We start from the raw sequence: 19,340 nt of genomic DNA on the forward strand, positions 1-19,340 counted from the left end.
AAATCAGTACTATTTTTGGTTCTTCTGAAAAATAAGAATCATGAAATATATACTGTTAACTGCTTGTTTGTTTTTGACCATTTTAACCAACTTAGCAGCGCAGGACAACGCGAACAATCCAATGGCATCGGGATGGGAATTTTCCCGTGCAGATGAAGGTATCTGGCGACCTGCCACCCTGCCGGGTACCGTACATACCGATTTGCTGGCATTGAAATTAATTCCTGATCCTTTTGTGGGGACCAATGAAAAGGCCGTGCAATGGGTGGATAAGAAGGACTGGCAATACCGCAAAAAGTGGAAGCTGAAAAAAGCGGACCTGAACTTTGATGTGGTGGAACTGGAGTTCAAAGGTTTGGATACTTATGCAGATGTATACCTCAACAACCATTTGATATTACAGTCTGCCAACATGTTTGTATCACATATCGTGAATGTGAAAGAATGGCTGGTAGCGGGTGACAACGAATTACGTATCCTGTTTAAAAGTCCGGTTAAAACGGATATGCCCAAATTTTTGCAGGACAGTATTATCTATCCCGCTGGTAATGATGCCAGCGATATTCCATTAAGCATATATGCCCGTAAAGCGCCCTACCATTATGGATGGGATTGGGGACCGCGCCTGGTTACTTCCGGTATCTGGCGTCCGGTATACCTGCATAGCTGGAACAAGGCAACGATCCGTGATGTATACTGGCAACAGGTAAAGCTGGATTCCGCACAGGCAGATATGCAGGCGGAAGTAACCATAGAAGCCGCTGTGGCAGGGGAGTACACGCTGCAGTTGCAGGGAAAAAATCCGCATGGATTACTGCCTGAACTGGCAAAAAAGCCGGTTAGCCTGCAGGCGGGTATCAATGTACTAAAGGTGCCATTCGTTATTAATAAGCCAATCCTGTGGTGGCCCGCGGGCATGGGAGATGCTTTCCTGTATGAGCTGCAGGCCAACTTGCAAAGCAGTAAAAGAACAATCACCACCAGTAAAAATAGTGTGGGACTGCGTACGATTGAAGTAGTGAATAAGCCCGATAGCCTGGGAGAATCATTTTATGTGAAAGTGAACGGGCGCCCGGTGTTCATGAAAGGCGCCAATTATATTCCACAGGATAACTTTCTGCCAAGGGTAACCGCAGCGAAACAGCGTAAACTGTTCCAGGACATGGTGGAGTCCAACTTCAATATGGTGCGTGTTTGGGGTGGTGGTATTTATGAAGATGACATTTTTTATCAGCTGGCAGATCAGAAGGGTATATTGGTGTGGCAGGACTTTATGTTTGCTTGTACCCTCTATCCCTCCGATCCCGCTTTCCTGGAAAATGTGCAACAGGAAGCAGCAGATAATATCAGGCGTCTGCGCAATCACGCTGCCCTGGCCTTGTGGTGTGGTAACAATGAAGTAGGTGTGGCGATTAAAAACTGGGGCTGGGAAAGCGGTTACGCCTATACGAATACGCAGTGGCAAAGCCTGTTGAGAGGGTATGATAAATTATTTAAAGAGATATTACCGCAGCAGGTGGCTACTTATCAGCCGGGCGCCTTCTACTTTCATTCTTCCCCTATCAGCAACTGGGGCAGGGTGGAGGACTTTACCAAAGGGGATAACCACTACTGGGGCGTATGGCATGGGATGGAATGGTTTGAAGCTTTCAATACACATATTCCCCGCTTTATGAGCGAATATGGTTTCCAGTCCTTCCCATCTATGGAAACCATTCGCACCTTTGCGACAAAAGAGGACTACGATATTTTTTCCAATGTGATGCAATCGCATCAGAAGAGCCCTGCTAAAGGGAATACCGCCATTAAGACCTATATGTTGCATTATTACCGGGAGCCAAAAGACTTCCCGTCTTTTGTATATCTGAGCCAGGTATTACAGGCCGAAGGGATGAAAATGGCCATAGAAGCGCACCGCAGGGCGATGCCTTATTGTATGGGTACCCTTTACTGGCAGTTGAATGATTGCTGGCCGGGTGCTTCCTGGTCGGGCCGTGAGTATAGTGGGCGCTGGAAAGCCCTGCAGTACTATGTAAAAGAGGCCTTTAAGCCCCGCCTGATATCCAATGTTATTGAAAAAGGGCAATTAAGTACTTATATTGTTACCGATGAATACCAGGGAGCAGTGAGCCTGATGATGACCGCAATGGATCTAAGTGGTAAAGTTATCTGGAAGGACGAATTGAAGGATATAGTATTAAATAGTAATGCCAGTGTCAAGGTACATGCGATCGATACCGCTGCTATTTTGAAGGGAAAAAAACCAACAACGATAATATTCTATACACAACTGCGAATAGACAATAAGGATATGGAGCGGAATATCTTTTACTTTGTTGCTGCGAAGGAGATGAATCTCGAAACACCACATCTGGAGGTAGTGACCAGCAAAGCAGGAAATGACAGGGAGGCTGTTTATATCCGTTTGAAGACAGATAAGCTGGCAAGGAACATCTGCCTGTCGCTGGACAATGCGTTGGCATCGGAACATTTTGAAGAAAACTATTTCGATCTGTTGCCCGGAGAAACCCGGACAATCAGGTTGCAAACAAAGCAACTGCCTGAAATAATTCAACAGGCATTGAAGATAACCACTTTAGAATCGTCTTATAAACATTGACAATGAAAAAATTCTGGATCGTATTAGGCTGTACATGGATGGCCATCAATGTCTGCAAAGCACAAAGCGAAGAGCATCCCTATGTACCTGAAACAGATCAGGCAGTTTTACAAAAGCTGGATGAATGGCAGGACTGGAAATTTGGGATGATCATGCATTGGGGACCTTATTCCCAATGGGGTGCCGTGGAATCCTGGAGCATTTGCCCGGAAGATGAAGGCTGGACGCAGCGTAAGCCGGCAGGGATTCCTTATTATGACTACCTGAAAAAGTATGAAGCACTGGGGAAATCATTTAACCCGGTGAACTTTAACCCCGAAAAATGGGCTAAAGCAGCAAAGGATGCCGGTATGAAGTACCTGGTATTTACCACCAAGCACCATGATGGTTTCTGCATGTTTGATACCAAACAAACAGATTATAAGATAACCGCCGCAGACGGTGCTTTCAGCAAAAATCCACGCGCCAATGTGGCGAAGGAAGTCTTCCAGGCTTTCCGGCAGGAAGGTATTCACGCAGGAGCTTATTTCTCCAAGCCCGATTGGCACACCGAATACTACTGGTGGAGCTATTTCCCGCCTAAGGATAGAAATGTGAATTATGACATAAAGAAATATCCGGAAAAATGGGACAAGTTCAAGCAGTTTACCTACAACCAGATTGAAGAACTGATGACAGGCTACGGAAAACTGGACATCCTTTGGTTGGATGGAGGCTGGGTACGTCCATTGAAACAGCAGACCAAAGAATCACTTTCCTGGAGTCAAACAGCTCCACAGGATCAGGACATAGACATGGGCAAAATTACTACCATGGCCCGCAGCCATCAGCCTGGACTGATTGTGGTTGACCGCAGTGTGCATGGTCCGTATGAAAATTACCGTACCCCTGAACAGGAAATTCCTGCAAAGCCACTGAGCTATCCATGGGAAACCTGTATGACTATGGGCAGCTCCTGGTCGTATGCACCTGATGATAAGTATAAATCAGTGAATACGCTGATCCACAACCTGGTGGACATTGTAGCGAAAGGCGGTAATTACCTGTTGAATGTGGCTCCTGGCCCTGATGGTGAGTTGCACGAGGCGGCTTATACTACCATGAAAAATATGGGAGCCTGGATGCATGTTAATGGAGACGCTATTTATGGCACCCGTGCAGTAGCGCCTTACAAAGATGGTAAAGTATGTTTCACCCGTAAAAAAGATGGTAGTGTGTATGCGATCTACCTGTTGGATGAAAATGAAAAATTACCGGCTGTAATTACCTTCAAAGGATTGACGCCTGCTAAAGGAACACGCTTACAGTTACTGGGAACTACCAATAAGCTGGTGTGGAAAACTACTGCTGCCGGAGTGGCCGTACAGGTGCCTGAATCTATTCGCCAGAAAGGCTTTCAGCATGCTGTTGCTATAAAGATATCAAATGTGGAAAAGCTGTTAATTGATGTGAATTAGTGTTGATAAATAAAAAAAAGAGATGGTCGCTTACCCGCGGCCATCTCTTTTTTGTTTTATAGACGGAGCGTGAAACTCATCCTGCTTTTTAGCTGATGAGTGCAGGCAACAAAACGCTTCCCGGCAAATCAAACTTCGGAAAAGAAGTAGCTGCTGTTGAAAGCAAAGTCCGTTTGTTAGTAACAAATGGGGAGTTCACAATCGGGAATATCACAAATGGTAGCTTTATGAACAGAAACCCAAGAGTCTTACTTGTTGAAGATGATAAAGCCTTTGGCGGCATAGTAAAACAGCACCTGGAACAGGCTGGCTATAATGTAGAACATTGTTATGATGGCGTGGATGCCTGGAATCTTTATGTCAGGAACCGCTATGATATTTGCCTGATTGACATCGTCATTCCAAAAATGAATGGATTTGAACTGGCTAAAGAAATCCGGAACAGCACCATGCTGACCCCCATTTTTTTCCTGTCGTCCGAAAGAACCCAGCCAGAAGACCGCATCAGTGGCTTTCAACTGGGAGGAGATGGCTACATGATAAAACCCTTCAGTTTTGAAGAGCTGGTAAAAAGGATCAAGGTGATCCTGAAATGGACCCGTCCGAACAGAACGGAGTTGCTGATCGGGCATAACCTGGGTACCTACACCTACCATTACCGGAAGCTGAAAATTTATGAAACAGAAAGTAAGCTGGTAAAAAGTAAGCTGTCGCCCATCGAAGCGAAGATGCTGCGGTATTTCCTGAGCCGTCCCAATATCATTGTGCAAAAAGATGAAGTACTGCTAAGGGTATGGGGAAAAGAAGATTTTTATGCCAGTCGCAGTATGGACGTGTTTATTGGCCGCATCCGGAAACAGTTGAAACTGGAGCCACGTGTGGAACTGGAAACAGTTTACAACGTTGGACTGCGGCTGAATGTGCCCGAGACATTACTGCCTGTTAAAATATGTGTTCCACTTACGTGACCTGCGAGTCATACAACTAACCTAAAACAATCATCGTTCCTGCCCTTTTCTGGTGTCATAGCCGGGAAAGGGCAGGACATTTATACCAAACCCCGCTTTTTCGCTCCCCGCTTTTCTTTCAGATTATATTAAATCGTAACTTTATTCCAATGGAAACAGTGGTAGTACAAAAATATAATTTAGACGAAGAGCAGGAAAAGAAAGAGATCGTTCGGCATTACCGTGCTTTATTAAGGGCATTAAAACCCCGTTTGAAAAAAGGCGACAGGGAGCTGGTACGTACTGCTTTTGAAATGGCAGCTGATGCACATAAGGAAATGCGGCGCAAATCCGGGGAACCTTATATCCTGCATCCGCTGGCAGTGGCACAGATTTGTGTGGAAGAGATAGGGCTGGGTGTACGCTCCGCTATCTGTGCATTGCTGCACGATACCGTGGAAGATACAGAAGTAACCCTGGAAGATGTTGCCCGCGAATTTGGTACCGAAATTGCGCACATCGTTGACGGCCTGACAAAAATATCTACCGTCATCGATTCCAGCACCAGTACCGCACAGGCAGAGAATTTCAAGAAAATATTACTGACCCTGGCAGATGATCCCAGGGTAATACTGATCAAACTGGCCGACCGGTTGCATAACATGCGTACCCTCGACAGTATGAGCCGGGAGAAACAGCTGAAGATCGCTTCTGAAACAGTGTTCATTTATGCGCCCCTGGCGCACCGTCTTGGATTATATAATATTAAATCTGAGATGGAAGACCTGGCCATGAAATATACCGAGCAGCAAACCTACCGGGAAATAGCCAGGCGGCTGAAGGAAACCAAACGTGAGCGTACCCGCTATATTAACGAGTTTATCAAGCCTATTAAAGAAGTATTGCAGGAAGAAGGGTTCCAGTTCGAGATCTATGGCCGTCCGAAATCGATCCATTCTATTCATAATAAAATCAAAACCAAAGGCGTAGCCTTTGAAGAAGTATACGATCTTTTTGCTATCCGTATTATCCTGGACTCCGCACTGGACAAGGAAAAGGCAGATTGCTGGAAAGTATATTCCATCATTACAGACTTTTATCACCCCAGCCCCGAGAGGACCCGTGACTGGCTCAGTAACCCCAAATCCAACGGGTATGAGGCTTTGCACGTAACAGTGATGGGGCCTAATGGTAAATGGGTGGAAGTCCAGATCCGCTCCAAACGCATGAATGATTATGCGGAAAAAGGTGTGGCAGCGCACTGGCGCTATAAGGAAGGTAGTGGGGCGTCTCCACAGCAGGAATCAAAATTTGATCAGTGGTTTACCCAGATCAGGGAAATACTGAACAACCCGGATTCCAATACACTGGACTTCCTGGCTGATTTCAAGAGTAACCTGTTCACAGAAGAAATCTATGTTTATACTCCCAAAGGGGACTTGAAAATATTGCCGGTAAACTCTACTGCACTTGATTTTGCTTATTCTATCCACAGTGCAGTGGGAAATAAATGTATCGGTGCCAAAGTGAATTATAAACTGGTGCCGCTGAGCCATAAACTGCGCAGTGGAGACCAGGTAGAGATTATTACCTCCAATAAACAAAAGCCTTCGGAAGACTGGCTGAATTTTGTGCTGACAGCCAAAGCCAAATCCAAGATCAAGGATGCGCTGAAGGAAGAAAAGCGTAAAGTGGCTATGGACGGGAAAGCGGCGTTGGAGCGTAAGCTGTCTCACATGAATATTTCTATCAATCAGCATAATATCAATGAACTGGTTCAGTTCTATAAACAACCTTCCCCGCTGGACCTGTACTACCAGGTAGCTGTCAAAAATATTGACCTGAAGGAGCTGAAACAGTTCAGTGTACTGGGCGATAAACTGGAACCCCCAAAACCGGTAAAGGTGCCGGATCATGTGCCGGAAGAGCACATCAAGCATCAGTTGCCTTCCAAAAAAGATGCGGAACTGATTATTTTCGGAGAAAGCTCAGATAAGATTGCCTATAAACTGGCCAACTGTTGCCGTCCTATTCCCGGAGATGATGTATTTGGCTTTATTACGGCCAGTGAAGGACTGAAAATACATCGTACCAACTGCCCCAATGCCGCACAGCTATTGGCTAATTATGGCCATAGGGTGGTGAAAACCAAGTGGGTGAAGAACCGTGAAATTTCTTTCCTGACTGGTTTACGTATTATTGGTATGGATGATGTCGGTGTTATTCACAAGATTACCAATATTATCTCAGGTGAATTGAAGATTAATATTTCTGCTCTTAGTATTGAGTCAAAAGAAGGCTTATTTGAGGGTTTGATTAAAGTATATGTGCACGACAAGGAGGAGCTGGATGAACTCGTAGAAAGGCTTAAAAAGCTGGAAGGAATTCAATCTATACAACGTCTGGAAGAATCCTGATGAAGCTTTTAGCTTTTGGCCATTAGCTGTTAGCTTTTAGTAAATGCAGCGAAGATTAACATAACTTCGTCTTCGCTGCATTTACTAAAAGCTAACAGCTAATGGCTAAAAGCCGACAAAATTTGTATTTGTTAATATTCGCCTTAATTTTGCGACTTCTTTTAAAGCAACAACCTCCGATAATTAATTAAATCATTATGGTAGACGTTTTGTTAGGCCTGCAATGGGGCGACGAAGGCAAGGGTAAGATTGTGGACTATTTTGCCGGCAGGTACGACGTGATTGCCCGTTTTCAGGGTGGCCCGAACGCTGGTCACACTTTATATGTAAACGGACAGAAAGTAGTATTACGTACAATTCCTTCCGGTGTATTCCATGAAAAGACCATTAATCTGATTGGTAACGGAGTGGTGCTGGATCCTGTGGCTTTCAAAAAAGAAAGTGAAGATATCTCAGCACTGGGTGTGGATCTGACAAAAAATCTGTTTATAGCGGAAAAAACGCATATTATTGTTCCTACGCATCGTGCGCTGGACAAAGCGTCCGAAATAGCAAAAGGTAATGATAAAATAGGCTCTACTTTAAAAGGTATTGGCCCGGCTTACATGGATAAAACCGGTAGAAACGGGTTGCGTGTGGGAGATGTATTATCACCGGATTTTAAGGATCAGTATGAAAAACTGAAACAGAAGCACCTGCAACTGTTGTGTCAGTATGATATAAATGAGTTTACAGAAGATATCGCCAACTGGGAAGCTGAATTTTTTGATGCGATTCCATTCCTACAGAAAATGAATGTGGTTAGTGGTGAATATTTCCTGAATGAAAAACTGAAAGCCGGTAAAAAAGTATTGGCAGAAGGTGCACAGGGAAGTATGCTGGATGTTGACTTTGGAACTTATCCATTTGTTACTTCTTCCAATACCATTTCTGCGGGTGTATGTACAGGTTTAGGTATTGCGCCGCAGTGGATCAAAGAAGTAATTGGTGTAACCAAAGCTTATTGCACCCGTGTTGGTGGCGGACCTTTCCCTACAGAACTGCATGATGCTACCGGTGAAAAACTGCGTAGTGCAGGTCATGAATTTGGCGCAGTAACTGGTCGCCCACGCCGCTGTGGCTGGATTGACCTGGTGGCATTGAATTATACCTGCATGCTGAGTGGTGTTACTCAGCTGGTTATGACCAAAAGTGATGTACTGGATGAATTTGATGAAGTTTTAGCTTGTACGGCTTACGAAATAAATGGTCAGCAAACGAAACAATTACCCTTCCAGTTAAACGGTCTGGACATTAAACCTGTCTGGGAGACATTTAACGGATGGAGCGACAAAACTTCTACCTGCAAGCAATTCAACGAGTTACCAGCAGAGATGAAAGCGTTTGTTGCAGCAGTGGATAGCTATTTGGGTGTGCCCGTGAAATACGTTTCTAACGGACCCGGACGCGATCAGATCCTAGAAAAGTAAAAGGAAAAAAAGTAAGGAAAAAAAACGGCAAAAAAAATTTGGCGAATAAAAAAAACTATTAAAACTTTACGGCAAAGAAATAAGGCAACCTATTATGAAATCAAAATCTGATAAAGAGAAAGAGACCAAAAAAACTACTTCTCCTAAGACTGCAAAAGACGCTCCTAAAGCTGCGGCCAAGCCTAAGAAAGAGGTGGATGATGATGATGAGGAAGATGATGATGAAGATGTGAAACCTTCCAAATCTGCCTCAAAGAAATCAGATAAGCCCGCATCTAAATCCAAACGTAAAGATGACGATGAGGATGGAGATGATGATGCTGACGATGATGGAGATGATGCTGATGACGCCTGGGAAAAAGGTGAAGATGATGACTATGATCCTGATTTTGAAGAATTTGACATGCCTAAGTCAAAAGGAAAACGCGGTCGTCCTGCCACCGGCACTAAAAAAGCCGATGATGACGATGATTTGGGCATCGATGATGAATTCAAAGACATGGATCTGTTCAACGATCGTTTTGATGATGACGATGATGATTTTTAAGCACTAAAACGCGATTGTTATCAGGATATTCCACACTTTTCCGGTTGATAATCAGAAAATATTTAAGCAACAAATGTTGGATTGGGGAAACCAGTTCAACATTTGTTGTTTTTTAGATAATAATAACTACGATTCTCCCTGGCACCAATACGAAGCCATACTTGCCGCAGATGCCTTACATACCCTCGAAGTAAGTGCAGGAAATGCTTTCCCGGCTTTACAGGCATTTTATCATACACATCAGGACTGGCTTTTTGGTCACCTGGCATATGATCTCAAAAATGAGACCGTGCCGGGACTGCAATCGCAGCACTATGACGGTATCGGCTTTCCTGATATGTGTTTCTTTGTGCCGCGGGTAGTTATGCAACTCCGGAAAGGACAGGTACATATTGGCGGAGAAGCCTTCAGTGAACAGGACGCCTACGCCGTGTTTACGGCCTGTTTACGTATGCCCGTTGACGTGGTACCCGCCCGCAACTCCGGTCTGCAGCCGCTGCGCAGCCGCCTCGATCATCAACGCTATATCGCCGCAGTGAAAGAGCTGCAGCAGCATATTCTTCATGGCGATTGCTATGAAGTTAATTTCTGCCGCGAAAACTACATGGAGGCGGTGAGTGTTCATCCACCGGCTTTATTTGCAAAGCTGAATGCATTGTCGCCCGCACCATTTGCGGTCTACTATCGTCTGCATGATCGCTACATGGCCTGTTCCAGCCCCGAACGTTTCATGCAGAAAAAAGGGGATACGGTGATTTCACAACCGATTAAGGGCACCAGCCGCAAGGATGCAGATCCCGCTATTGACTTACAACTACAGCAACAACTATTGCACAATGCAAAGGAACGCGCTGAAAATGTAATGGTGGTAGACCTGGTACGCAACGACTTATCCCATACTGCACTACAGGGTACCGTGAAAGTGACCGAACTCTTTGGCATCTATTCTTTTGCGCATGTACACCACATGATCTCTACTGTGGCGGCGCAATTGTCCCCACAGCTGCCTTTTACGGAAGTATTGCGCACCTCATTCCCCATGGGCTCTATGACAGGTGCACCTAAAATGAGGGTGATGCAGCTCATTGAGCAATACGAACAAACCCGCCGGGGGCTTTATTCCGGTGCAGTAGGCTATATTACGCCAAGCGGCGATTTCGACTTTAATGTGGTGATCCGCAGCATGCTGTATAATGCCGCTAATCAATATCTTTCCTTCCAGACCGGCTCCGCTATCACTTTTTACAGTGACCCGGAAAAAGAATGGGAAGAATGTTTACTGAAAGCAGCTGCCATGGAAAAAACCATTACTGGCTGAACAACTGCTCCATCGCCTCGTTGATGGTGGGATAGGAAAACTGGAAACCGGTTCTTTGTATTTTGTCTGCAGAAGCTTTTACACTCTTCAATACTTCGACGCTCATTTCTCCCAATGCCATTTTCAGCGCAAAGGCAGGCACGTAGGTGGTCATAAAGCTGCGTCCTTTCACTATTTTAGCCATACTGAGGATCAGTTCCCGGTTAGTCACCGGGTTAGGGCTTACAGCGTTATATATGCCTTCCAGCTTATCGTTGACGATCGCATTGAAGTATAATCTTACGATATCATGAATATGGATCCAGGGTACAAATTGTTCTCCGGAACCCAGCACGGTGGCAAATCCAAACCGGAGCGGTTTGTAGAATTCTTTTAATGCGCCGCCTTCCCGGCTCAGGACAATGCCTGTGCGAAAGATGACCAGCTTTTTATTTAATGCAGTTATTTTTGAAATGCTTTGCTCCCATATTTGGGTGGTACTGGCCAGGTAATCGGTATACGCCCGGTCTGTTTCCGTAAACACATGGTCTTTAAACTCTCCGTAGTAGCCTGTAGCCGAGGCGCTTATTACCTTCTTTATCTTGTTGGGGATTGTTTGCAGTGCGGTGAACAGCAATTCACTGCTCCTGGTGCGACTGTCAATAATTTCCTGTTTCCGGGCTGCTGTCCAGCGTTTATCGCCTACATTGGCTCCTGCCAGGTGTACTATATAATCTGCCTGTTGAATGGCTGCTTTGTCTATGGTTTGTGTTTCAATGTTCCAGGGGGCATATGTTACCGCCTTGTTGCTGCCTGTTTCCGGGCTCCTGCTAAGAATAATTACTTTATAGCCGCGTTCCAGCAGCAGCCGGGTTAATGCCGTCCCTATGAGTCCTGTTCCACCGGTTATAATAACGGTTTCCATTCAGTAATAGCTGATTTTTTAAAATAATTTAATAAAAATACACAATAAATCGGGCCTTTTGGAATTTATGTAAAGGCAGGACTTACCAGCTTTAAATTGACAACTTAATTTCTGAATTTTAATGTAAGTTTGAAAATGGTGCATGCAAATGTGCCATCTGCTTTATCATACATATCTGAAATCTATATTACCGCATGCATACGCTATACCGCCTACAGTTAGTATTATTGCTGCTTTTCGCCGGCACGGCAGCAATGGCACAGAAAATCACCTATTCAGAGCCGGAGAAAGATGACTACAAGAGCACTGAGTTTGAGATTATTGGTAAGGTAGCCGGTAATATCCTCGTGTATAAAACAGACCGGGGTGATTATGTTGTATCGGTATATGATAACACGATGCAGCTGAAAAACAGGGTGAAACTGGACTTTCTGCCCCGTAAGGTGATCAGTATGGACTTTGTAGCCTATCCTGACAAGGTGCTCATGATTTACCAGTTCCAGCGTAAAGACGCGGTATACAGCTTCTGTGCTACCATGTCGCCGGAAGCTACTTTCAGTGATGCACCGATCCTGATCGATTCTACCCGCATTGGCATCTATTCCAAAGAGAATAAGGTGTATTCTGTGGAAGTATCGGAAGATAAGAACCGCATCATGGTGTATAAGATCAACCAGGACCGGGAAGACAACAACGTGTTTTATACCTTCCTGTATGACAGCGCCATGAGCCTGGTAAACAATAGCCGCTTCTCTCTGCCAATGCAGAAAAAGCAGTTCCTGAGCAACTTTAACCTTACCAATACCGGTGACCTGATCTTTAATAAGCTGGAACGTACCTCTAACCGGGATTATGTGGTGAGCGGCAGTATGGTGGTTAAACGCGCACTGGTAGATAGTTTTGAAGCCAGCCCGATGGGATTCAAAGCGCAGCTGCTGGACGAGGTAAAAATGAAGCTTGATAACAATAAGCATACGGCACTGGTTACTGCTTTTTATTATAAACAGAAAAGAGGGAACGTAGAAGGCTTATACCTGTATAAGTACGACTATGGCAACTATAAAACGGTATATGAGAAATCGCAGGTATTTCCGGACGACCTGAAAGTAAATGCCCGCGGAGAATCCAGTACCAATGCTGCTTTTAATGACTACTTTATCCGTAAGATCATTAATACGGCCAACGGAGGCTTCCTGCTCACTGCGGAATCTTTCTCTACTTCCTCCCGCTACCAGCCCTGGAACCGGTGGAATTACATGTATGGCAGCCCATACAGTGGTATGTATGCCCCTTATTACTATTCCCCGTATTCTTCCATGTATTACAATCCTTACTACTGGAACAATTCACAGGGACTGCGTTATCACTATGATAATGTAGTGGTGTTGTCTTTTGATGACGAAGGCAATATGCAATGGAACAACTTTGTACACAAGAGCCAGTATGACGATAATGCAGATCTGTATTTATCTTACCTGATGGTAAACGTAGGCAGTGAACTGCGTTTCCTGTATAATGAGCTGGACAGAAGAAGTTATATGTTGACGGATGTAAGCCTGGCGCCGGGCGGTAAAGTTAACCGTATGCCTACCTTGCGCAACCTGGATAAGGGTTTTACCTGGATGCCCCGGTATGGAAAACAAATTTCCGGTCGTACTGTTGTGATACCATGTATCTACAGGAATTATATTTGCTTTGCTAAAATTGACTTTTAATCACACCTTTGCATTGTGATAAGATTTTTCCGTTCAGGCAATCCTCTTACGGTATTGCTGTTGTTAATATATACACTGCTCGTTAAGTTTTACTATCTGATTCATCCGTCTACCTATATGGCGGATGGATCGGAGGGGCTTTTGTATCACCTGCTGGTGAAATGGATGACCACTTTGGTGGGAAATAGTCCTTTGTTTTTTACATCACTGGCAGTGTTGATGTTATTTCTGCAGTCGTTGCTCTTCACCCGTATAATCAATCATCACCGGTTGTTTCCCCGGCCTACGTATTTGCCGGCGATGTGTTTCCTGCTTTTTACTTCCATGTTGCAAAGCTGGAACGTATTTTCCCCGGCTTTGCTGGTGAACCTGATTATGTTGTGGGTATTTACCAGCATAACGGAGTTGTATACACGTACTTCGGCCCGTGATGTGGTATTTAATATAGGTTTTGCGCTGGGGGTGAGTGGGTTGTTTTACTTCCCTTCTGTTATTTTTTGCTTTTTGCTGTTGGCGAGTATGCTGATTATGCGTGCTTTCAGGCTGGCGGAGTGGATTATTGCGTTGCTTGGGTTAATATGTCCGCTTTACCTGATGGGAACTTATTTGTTCCTTACCGGGCAGATGACATTGTTGTGGAAGATCCCGAATATCGGTGCATCGTTGCCCATGATTACAGATTATAAGGTATGGGGCGCCATGGTGGCCAGTTTACTCTTTTTTGTAATTGGGTGGTTGTTATTACAGCGTCCTCTTAAGAAAATGTTAATACAGGGCCGCAAGATATGGGCGGCATTGATTATATATGTAGTGGTAGCCATGCTGGTACCTTTCTTCAACGTACACTTTTCCGCTGCGTATTGGGTGCTGGCTGTATTGCCGGTTTCCATGTTTGCCGGTAATGTATTCTGGTCGGTCACCAACGATACTTTTGCCAACATTATCCACTTCATTACGCTGGCATATGTTATCGTAATGCAATATTTCAGCTGATTTCTCCATTTTAAGGGGCTGATTACCAGTAATTTGTTAAATCGGGACAAACGGCAATGGAAAATTGCGAACGGCGAAGTAATTTTGTCCTTTCCCAGTAGATTTGTCATTCGTGAAAATGATGATAAAAACATCGGGTAAAAACAGTTTTAAAGCATTATTTACACATAAACACAAAACATTTTCAGATGAAATTTGGCGTTGTCACCTTTCCCGGTTCTAATTGTGATCATGATATGATTGATTCCCTGCGTAATGACCTGGGACAGGAAGTAATAGAACTGTGGCATAAGGATAAAGACCTGAGCGCATTCAGCACAGAAGATTGTATCGTATTACCGGGTGGTTTTTCCTATGGTGACTACCTGCGTTGCGGCGCTATTGCAAGATTCAGCCCAATGATGCAGAGCGTGATAGAATTTGCCAATAAAGGTGGCCGCGTAATTGGTGTTTGTAATGGTTTCCAGGTATTATGTGAAGCAGGATTGCTGCCAGGCGTATTATTGCAGAACCAGCATCAGCAGTTCATCTGCAAAAATGTATATATGAAAAGTGAGAATACTACTGCATCCATTACTAAAGATGTGGCAGGCAGATCACTGATGATTCCTATTGCCCACGGAGAAGGCCGTTACTACGCGGACGACGCCACGCTGGATGAACTGTTTAAAAACAACCAGGTGTTATTCCGCTACTGCGATGAATTTGGCAATATTATTGAATCTGCTAACCATAACGGCGCCATCCGCAACATAGCAGGTATCTGTAACAAAGGAAGAAATGTCTTTGGTATGATGCCTCACCCGGAGAGGGCTACCAGTCTGGCTTTGGGTAATACCGATGGTCAGCTGATTTTACAGAGTCTGATCAACAACAACTAATAGATTAAATCAACCAACCAATTAAAAAGAAAAGCATGAAAAAATTATTAACAGTACTGGCTTTGTTCGCCTTGCCCATTCTGGCAAGCGCTCAGATCGAGAATCCGGTAAAATGGAATTTCACCGCCAAGAAAGTAAATGCAACGACCTACGAAGTACACGCCACTGCTACCATTGATGCCGGTTGGCACGTGTATGCACAGGAAGCGGGAGAAGGACCAGTACCAACTGCCTTCAAATTCGTAAAGAATCCACTGGTAGCCACAACAGGTAAAGTGGAAGAAGTAGGTAAACTGCACAAGTCATTTGATAAGAACTTCAACTCTGAACTGAAATATTACGAAAGCACCGTAGATTTCGTGCAGAAAGTAACCGTGAAAGGTAAAGCAGCTACTAAAGTAAAAGGATCAGTAGAGTTCATGGTGTGCGATGATCACCAGTGTCTGCCTCCGAAAGAAGTGGAGTTTGCCGTGAGTGTTGGAGGAAAATAATTTTGCATCCGGTAACTGATAACAATACTCATAAAACGAGTTCCTCTCAACAGGAACTCGTTTCTTGTTTTCTCAGATCTATATTATTTAAAGCCTATTGACTTTATGAAGCATCTGCTTTCATTTTTGATACCTGTCTTCGCCATTTTTGCGCTCAGCGCAAATGCGCAGGACGCCAGCCCGAAGCCTGTTAAATGGCAGTTTTCTGCAGAAAAGAAAAATGACCAGGAATATGTGCTTCACCTGAAGGGCACCATAGAAAAAGGCTGGTTGCTTTTTTCTACTACCATGGGAAATGATGATCCTAATACAAGAGTGGTGCTGGATAGCAGCGTCAAAGGTACTATTGCAGGCATCACGGAAAATGGTAAACTGGAAAACCGTAAGGAGCCTTTATTCGATAATCTTGAGATCAAATACTTCGAGAACGAAGTAGAATTACTGGCCAGCGTAAAGCTGACTGGCCCTGTAGCCCAACTGAAAGGAACCATTACCTATATGGTTCTGAAAGGGGAAGATGCAGTGCCTGAAGAAGAAACGTTTAGCGTACCAGTGGAAGCTTCTGCAGCTGCAACTGCTGCTGCTCCAACCGCTACCACTGGAGATAAGGCTACCGCAGCCGGTGCCGGTGATGTAGCTGATGATGATGCATCTAATAAATCGTTGTGGTGGATATTTATTGCGAGCTTTGGCGGTGGCTTTATCGCATTGATTACGCCTTGTGTGTTCTCCATGATTCCGATTACGGTGAGTTTCTTTACTAAACGTAGTGCTACCAGGGCGCAGGGAATAAAGAACGCATTTATTTATTCCCTGTCCATTATTGTTATTTATACACTGCTGGGCTTCCTGATCACAAAAATCTTTGGCGCAAGTGCACTCAATTCACTGGCCAGCAATGGTATCGCCAATATGATTTTCTTTGTGATCTTCCTGTTATTTGCCTTCTCGTTCCTTGGGGCATTTGAAATCAGTTTGCCCAGTTCCTGGGCCAATGTATCCGATTCGAAAGCGGGCATGAGCAGTATGGTTGGCATTTTCTTCATGGCATTGACCTTGGCGATTGTGTCGTTCTCCTGCACAGGTCCGATTTTAGGTAACCTGTTGGTACTGGCAGCCAAAGGAGGTAACTCCGGTCCACTGGTAGGTATGTTTGGGTTCTCGCTGGCATTGGCTATCCCATTCTCACTGTTTGCGCTTTTCCCTAGTTTGCTGAATAAAATCGGTAAATCCGGTGGATGGTTAAACGCAGTAAAAGTAACACTGGGCTTCGTAGAACTGGCATTGGCGCTGAAATTCTTCTCTAACGTAGATATGGCTTATCACTGGAATCTGCTGGATAGGGAAATATTCCTGGCATTGTGGATTGCTATTTTTGCACTGCTTACGTTGTACCTGATCGGTAAGCTGAAATTCAGCCACGACAGTGACGTACCTTTTCTTACTGTTACAAGGCTCTGCTTTGCGATTGTTACTTTCACATTCACGGTGTATATGATTCCGGGTATGTGGGGTGCGCCGTTGAAAGGTATCAGCGGATTCCTGCCACATGAAGGTTCTCAGGACTTTAACCTGAACAAATCGCTGGTAGATATACAGGCATCGCTGGAAAGCGGTGGCGGTAGCGGATCCGGTGGAAGTAATGTGAATACGGTGAAGCCTAAAAAGCTGGTAGATATTTTACATTCTGAAATTCCAGGCGTGGAAAGTCTGTTCTTCGATTATGAAGAAGCACTGGCGGCTGCAAAGGTAGCCAATAAGCCACTCATGCTGGATTTCACGGGACATACCTGTGTGAATTGCCGCAAGTTTGAGAAATCTGTATTGTCTGCTCCGGCGGTAATGAAGATTCTGCGCAATGATTTTATCGTAGCTTCTTTGTATACAGATGAGAAAACTTCTCTGCCTGATGAGGAAAAATATGTTAACAAATCAGGTGAAAAGGTGAGGAATATTGGAGAGAAGAATCAGGATCTGGAAGTGACCCACTTTAACCGTAATTCACAGCCTTACTATATTCCGGTGGATCTGGAAGGAAAGCCACTGGTGAACAAAGGATATGGTTATGATCCGAAAGAAGATGTAGATGCATTTGTGAAATACCTGGAAAACGCGAAAGCTGAATTTGCAAAACGACACGCTAAATAAGTTTAAATCACTATAAAAAGAAAGGCCGTTTGTTTCAAAACAAACGGCCTTTCTTTTTATAGTGATGATTTATCAGAAAGAATAATTCAGTAAATCGGCAGCGCTGATTTTATCCTGCTGGCGATTAGTCAGATTCTTCACGCTTATCATATTTTCCTGTAATTCGGATTCTCCCAGGATAATCACATAAGGTATACTTCTTTTATCTGCATACTTCATCTGTTTATCCATTTTGGCATTTTCATGGAATAACTCCGCAGCAATACCTTTCTTCCGCAATTGCATCATATATCCAAAAGCTGTACGGGCACTGTCTTCCCCAAGATTCAGGAATAATACTTTTGTAGATTGTTGTGCTGCTTCAGGGAATAATTGTAATTCTTCCAATACATCGTAAATACGATCTACCCCAAAAGAAATACCTACCCCGGAAATGCCTTTCAGGCCAAAGAGTCCTGTGAGGTCATCGTATCGGCCACCACCACCGATGCTGCCCATTTTCACGGTAGCAGGTGCTTTTACTTCTACAATCATACCGGTGTAGTAGTTAAGACCGCGCGCCAGGGTAACATCTATAATAGGTGTGGCATTAAAACTGGCATATCCCGAATTAATTACAAAGGATAATTCTTCTATACCTTTCAAAGCCGTTTCGGATGATTGCAGCAGTTCTTTTAATTGTGCCAGCTTTTCATCACTACTACCATCAATGGCCAGGAATTTCTCAATGGTGTCTATATCGGTATCAGTCAAACCTCTTTCCTGTAGCTCCTTTCTAACACCTTCAGCACCGATCTTATCCAGTTTGTCGATGGATATAGTAATATCTGTCAGCAATTCAGTCTTACCTATTACTTCGGCGAGGCCAAACAATATTTTGCGGTTATTGATACGTAGTTCATAACCCTGTAGTCGCAGTTTGGTGAGTACTGTATCATAGATCAACAACAATTCTACTTCATTCAGTAAAGAATTGCTGCCTACCACATCTGCATCACATTGGTAGAACTCCCGATAGCGGCCCCTTTGAGGCTTATCAGCCCGCCATACCGGCTGCATCTGGTAACGTTTAAAAGGAAGTGCCAGTTCATTCTGGTTCATTACCACATAACGTGCGAAAGGAATCGTAAGATCATAGCGCAATGCTTTTTCGGTCACTGCTGCCAGGAGTTCCCTGTTATCTTTTGCCTGGTGTGCTTTAGTATAAATATCTCCGTTGTCCAATACTTTGAACATCAGCTTATCACCTTCTTCTCCATATTTTCCTGTCAATGTAGACAAATTCTCCATCGCAGGTGTTTCCAGCGGTTGGAAACCGAATACCTCAAAGGTGTCTCTGATGGTTTGAAAAATGTAATTACGTTTTCTCACTACCACCGGGCCAAAATCACGGGTGCCTTTAGGAATACCGGGCTTTATCATCTCAAAAAATT

14 protein-coding genes are annotated in these 19,340 nt (G+C 44.3%); 12 read left to right on the forward strand and 2 right to left on the reverse strand.

The features are described 5' to 3' along the window. Positions 1–40 precede the first annotated feature (40 nt). The 7 genes from AB4Z08_RS09900 (at position 41) to AB4Z08_RS09930 (ending at position 10,775) form a co-directional block, all read left to right on the forward strand. Positions 41–2,620 carry a beta-mannosidase gene (locus AB4Z08_RS09900; RefSeq protein ID WP_441573570.1) on the forward strand — a complete coding sequence of 860 codons (2,580 nt, stop codon included), beginning with the start codon at positions 41–43 and terminating at the stop codon, positions 2,618–2,620. Positions 2,621–2,622: 2 nt separating this feature from the next. Next, positions 2,623–4,077 (forward strand): alpha-L-fucosidase, encoded by a 1,455-nt coding sequence (locus tag AB4Z08_RS09905; protein WP_441573571.1) that lies wholly within the window; start codon positions 2,623–2,625, stop codon positions 4,075–4,077. A gap of 227 nt (positions 4,078–4,304) precedes the next feature. Continuing rightward, a complete protein-coding gene (locus AB4Z08_RS09910) occupies positions 4,305–5,045 on the forward strand; it encodes a response regulator transcription factor (protein WP_441573572.1) in 741 nt (246 codons plus the stop codon). Between the two features lie 149 nt (positions 5,046–5,194). Continuing rightward, positions 5,195–7,441, forward strand: a complete 2,247-nt coding sequence (locus tag AB4Z08_RS09915) for a RelA/SpoT family protein (RefSeq protein ID WP_441573573.1) — start codon at positions 5,195–5,197, stop codon at positions 7,439–7,441. A gap of 197 nt (positions 7,442–7,638) precedes the next feature. Further along, a complete protein-coding gene (locus tag AB4Z08_RS09920) occupies positions 7,639–8,910 on the forward strand; it encodes an adenylosuccinate synthase (protein ID WP_441573574.1) in 1,272 nt (423 codons plus the stop codon). Positions 8,911–9,004: 94 nt separating this feature from the next. Then, positions 9,005–9,457 (forward strand): hypothetical protein, encoded by a 453-nt coding sequence (locus AB4Z08_RS09925; RefSeq protein WP_441573575.1) that lies wholly within the window; start codon positions 9,005–9,007, stop codon positions 9,455–9,457. A 73-nt stretch (positions 9,458–9,530) separates the two neighbouring features. Further along, positions 9,531–10,775 carry an anthranilate synthase component I family protein gene (locus AB4Z08_RS09930; RefSeq protein ID WP_441573576.1) on the forward strand — a complete coding sequence of 415 codons (1,245 nt, stop codon included), beginning with the start codon at positions 9,531–9,533 and terminating at the stop codon, positions 10,773–10,775. Here the strand turns inward: AB4Z08_RS09930 and AB4Z08_RS09935 are convergent. Beyond that, positions 10,765–11,679, reverse strand: coding sequence for a TIGR01777 family oxidoreductase (locus AB4Z08_RS09935; RefSeq protein WP_441573577.1), 915 nt, complete (start codon positions 11,677–11,679; stop codon positions 10,765–10,767). The genes AB4Z08_RS09930 and AB4Z08_RS09935 overlap by 11 nt on opposite strands. A gap of 194 nt (positions 11,680–11,873) precedes the next feature. Between AB4Z08_RS09935 and AB4Z08_RS09940 the strand changes: the two genes are divergently transcribed. From AB4Z08_RS09940 to AB4Z08_RS09960, 5 genes are all read left to right on the forward strand, one after another. Continuing rightward, a complete protein-coding gene (locus AB4Z08_RS09940; RefSeq protein WP_441573578.1) occupies positions 11,874–13,394 on the forward strand; it encodes a hypothetical protein in 1,521 nt (506 codons plus the stop codon). Between the two features lie 15 nt (positions 13,395–13,409). Beyond that, complete coding sequence (locus tag AB4Z08_RS09945; RefSeq protein WP_441573579.1) at positions 13,410–14,387, forward strand: hypothetical protein; 978 nt, start codon at positions 13,410–13,412, stop codon at positions 14,385–14,387. Between the two features lie 188 nt (positions 14,388–14,575). Beyond that, positions 14,576–15,268, forward strand: coding sequence for a phosphoribosylformylglycinamidine synthase subunit PurQ (purQ, locus tag AB4Z08_RS09950; protein ID WP_441573580.1), 693 nt, complete (start codon positions 14,576–14,578; stop codon positions 15,266–15,268). 35 nt (positions 15,269–15,303) lie between these two features. Beyond that, complete coding sequence (locus AB4Z08_RS09955; RefSeq protein WP_441573581.1) at positions 15,304–15,759, forward strand: protein-disulfide reductase DsbD domain-containing protein; 456 nt, start codon at positions 15,304–15,306, stop codon at positions 15,757–15,759. 105 nt (positions 15,760–15,864) lie between these two features. After that, a complete protein-coding gene (locus AB4Z08_RS09960; protein WP_441573582.1) occupies positions 15,865–17,907 on the forward strand; it encodes a protein-disulfide reductase DsbD family protein in 2,043 nt (680 codons plus the stop codon). A gap of 72 nt (positions 17,908–17,979) precedes the next feature. Here the strand turns inward: AB4Z08_RS09960 and hisS are convergent, their stop codons facing one another. Next, positions 17,980–19,329 carry a histidine--tRNA ligase gene (hisS, locus tag AB4Z08_RS09965; protein WP_441573583.1) on the reverse strand — a complete coding sequence of 450 codons (1,350 nt, stop codon included), beginning with the start codon at positions 19,327–19,329 and terminating at the stop codon, positions 17,980–17,982. Positions 19,330–19,340 lie beyond the last annotated feature (11 nt).

The sequence above is a fragment of the Chitinophaga sp. RAB17 genome, from assembly GCF_052114225.1.
Lineage (GTDB): Bacteria > Bacteroidota > Bacteroidia > Chitinophagales > Chitinophagaceae > Chitinophaga.

Excerpts from the sequence above, each read along its gene's own strand:
- AB4Z08_RS09900 (WP_441573570.1), top strand. The coding sequence starts at position 41 with ATGAAATATATACTGTTAACTGCTTGTTTGTTTTTGACCATTTTAACC.
- AB4Z08_RS09905 (WP_441573571.1), top strand. The coding sequence starts at position 2,623 with ATGAAAAAATTCTGGATCGTATTAGGCTGTACATGGATGGCCATCAAT.
- AB4Z08_RS09910 (WP_441573572.1), top strand. The coding sequence starts at position 4,305 with ATGAACAGAAACCCAAGAGTCTTACTTGTTGAAGATGATAAAGCCTTT.
- AB4Z08_RS09915 (WP_441573573.1), top strand. The coding sequence starts at position 5,195 with ATGGAAACAGTGGTAGTACAAAAATATAATTTAGACGAAGAGCAGGAA.
- AB4Z08_RS09920 (WP_441573574.1), top strand. The coding sequence starts at position 7,639 with ATGGTAGACGTTTTGTTAGGCCTGCAATGGGGCGACGAAGGCAAGGGT.
- AB4Z08_RS09925 (WP_441573575.1), top strand. The coding sequence starts at position 9,005 with ATGAAATCAAAATCTGATAAAGAGAAAGAGACCAAAAAAACTACTTCT.
- AB4Z08_RS09930 (WP_441573576.1), top strand. The coding sequence starts at position 9,531 with ATGTTGGATTGGGGAAACCAGTTCAACATTTGTTGTTTTTTAGATAAT.
- AB4Z08_RS09935 (WP_441573577.1), bottom strand. The coding sequence starts at position 11,679 with ATGGAAACCGTTATTATAACCGGTGGAACAGGACTCATAGGGACGGCA.
- AB4Z08_RS09940 (WP_441573578.1), top strand. The coding sequence starts at position 11,874 with ATGCATACGCTATACCGCCTACAGTTAGTATTATTGCTGCTTTTCGCC.
- purQ (WP_441573580.1), top strand. The coding sequence starts at position 14,576 with ATGAAATTTGGCGTTGTCACCTTTCCCGGTTCTAATTGTGATCATGAT.
- AB4Z08_RS09955 (WP_441573581.1), top strand. The coding sequence starts at position 15,304 with ATGAAAAAATTATTAACAGTACTGGCTTTGTTCGCCTTGCCCATTCTG.
- AB4Z08_RS09960 (WP_441573582.1), top strand. The coding sequence starts at position 15,865 with ATGAAGCATCTGCTTTCATTTTTGATACCTGTCTTCGCCATTTTTGCG.
- hisS (WP_441573583.1), bottom strand. The coding sequence starts at position 19,329 with ATGATAAAGCCCGGTATTCCTAAAGGCACCCGTGATTTTGGCCCGGTG.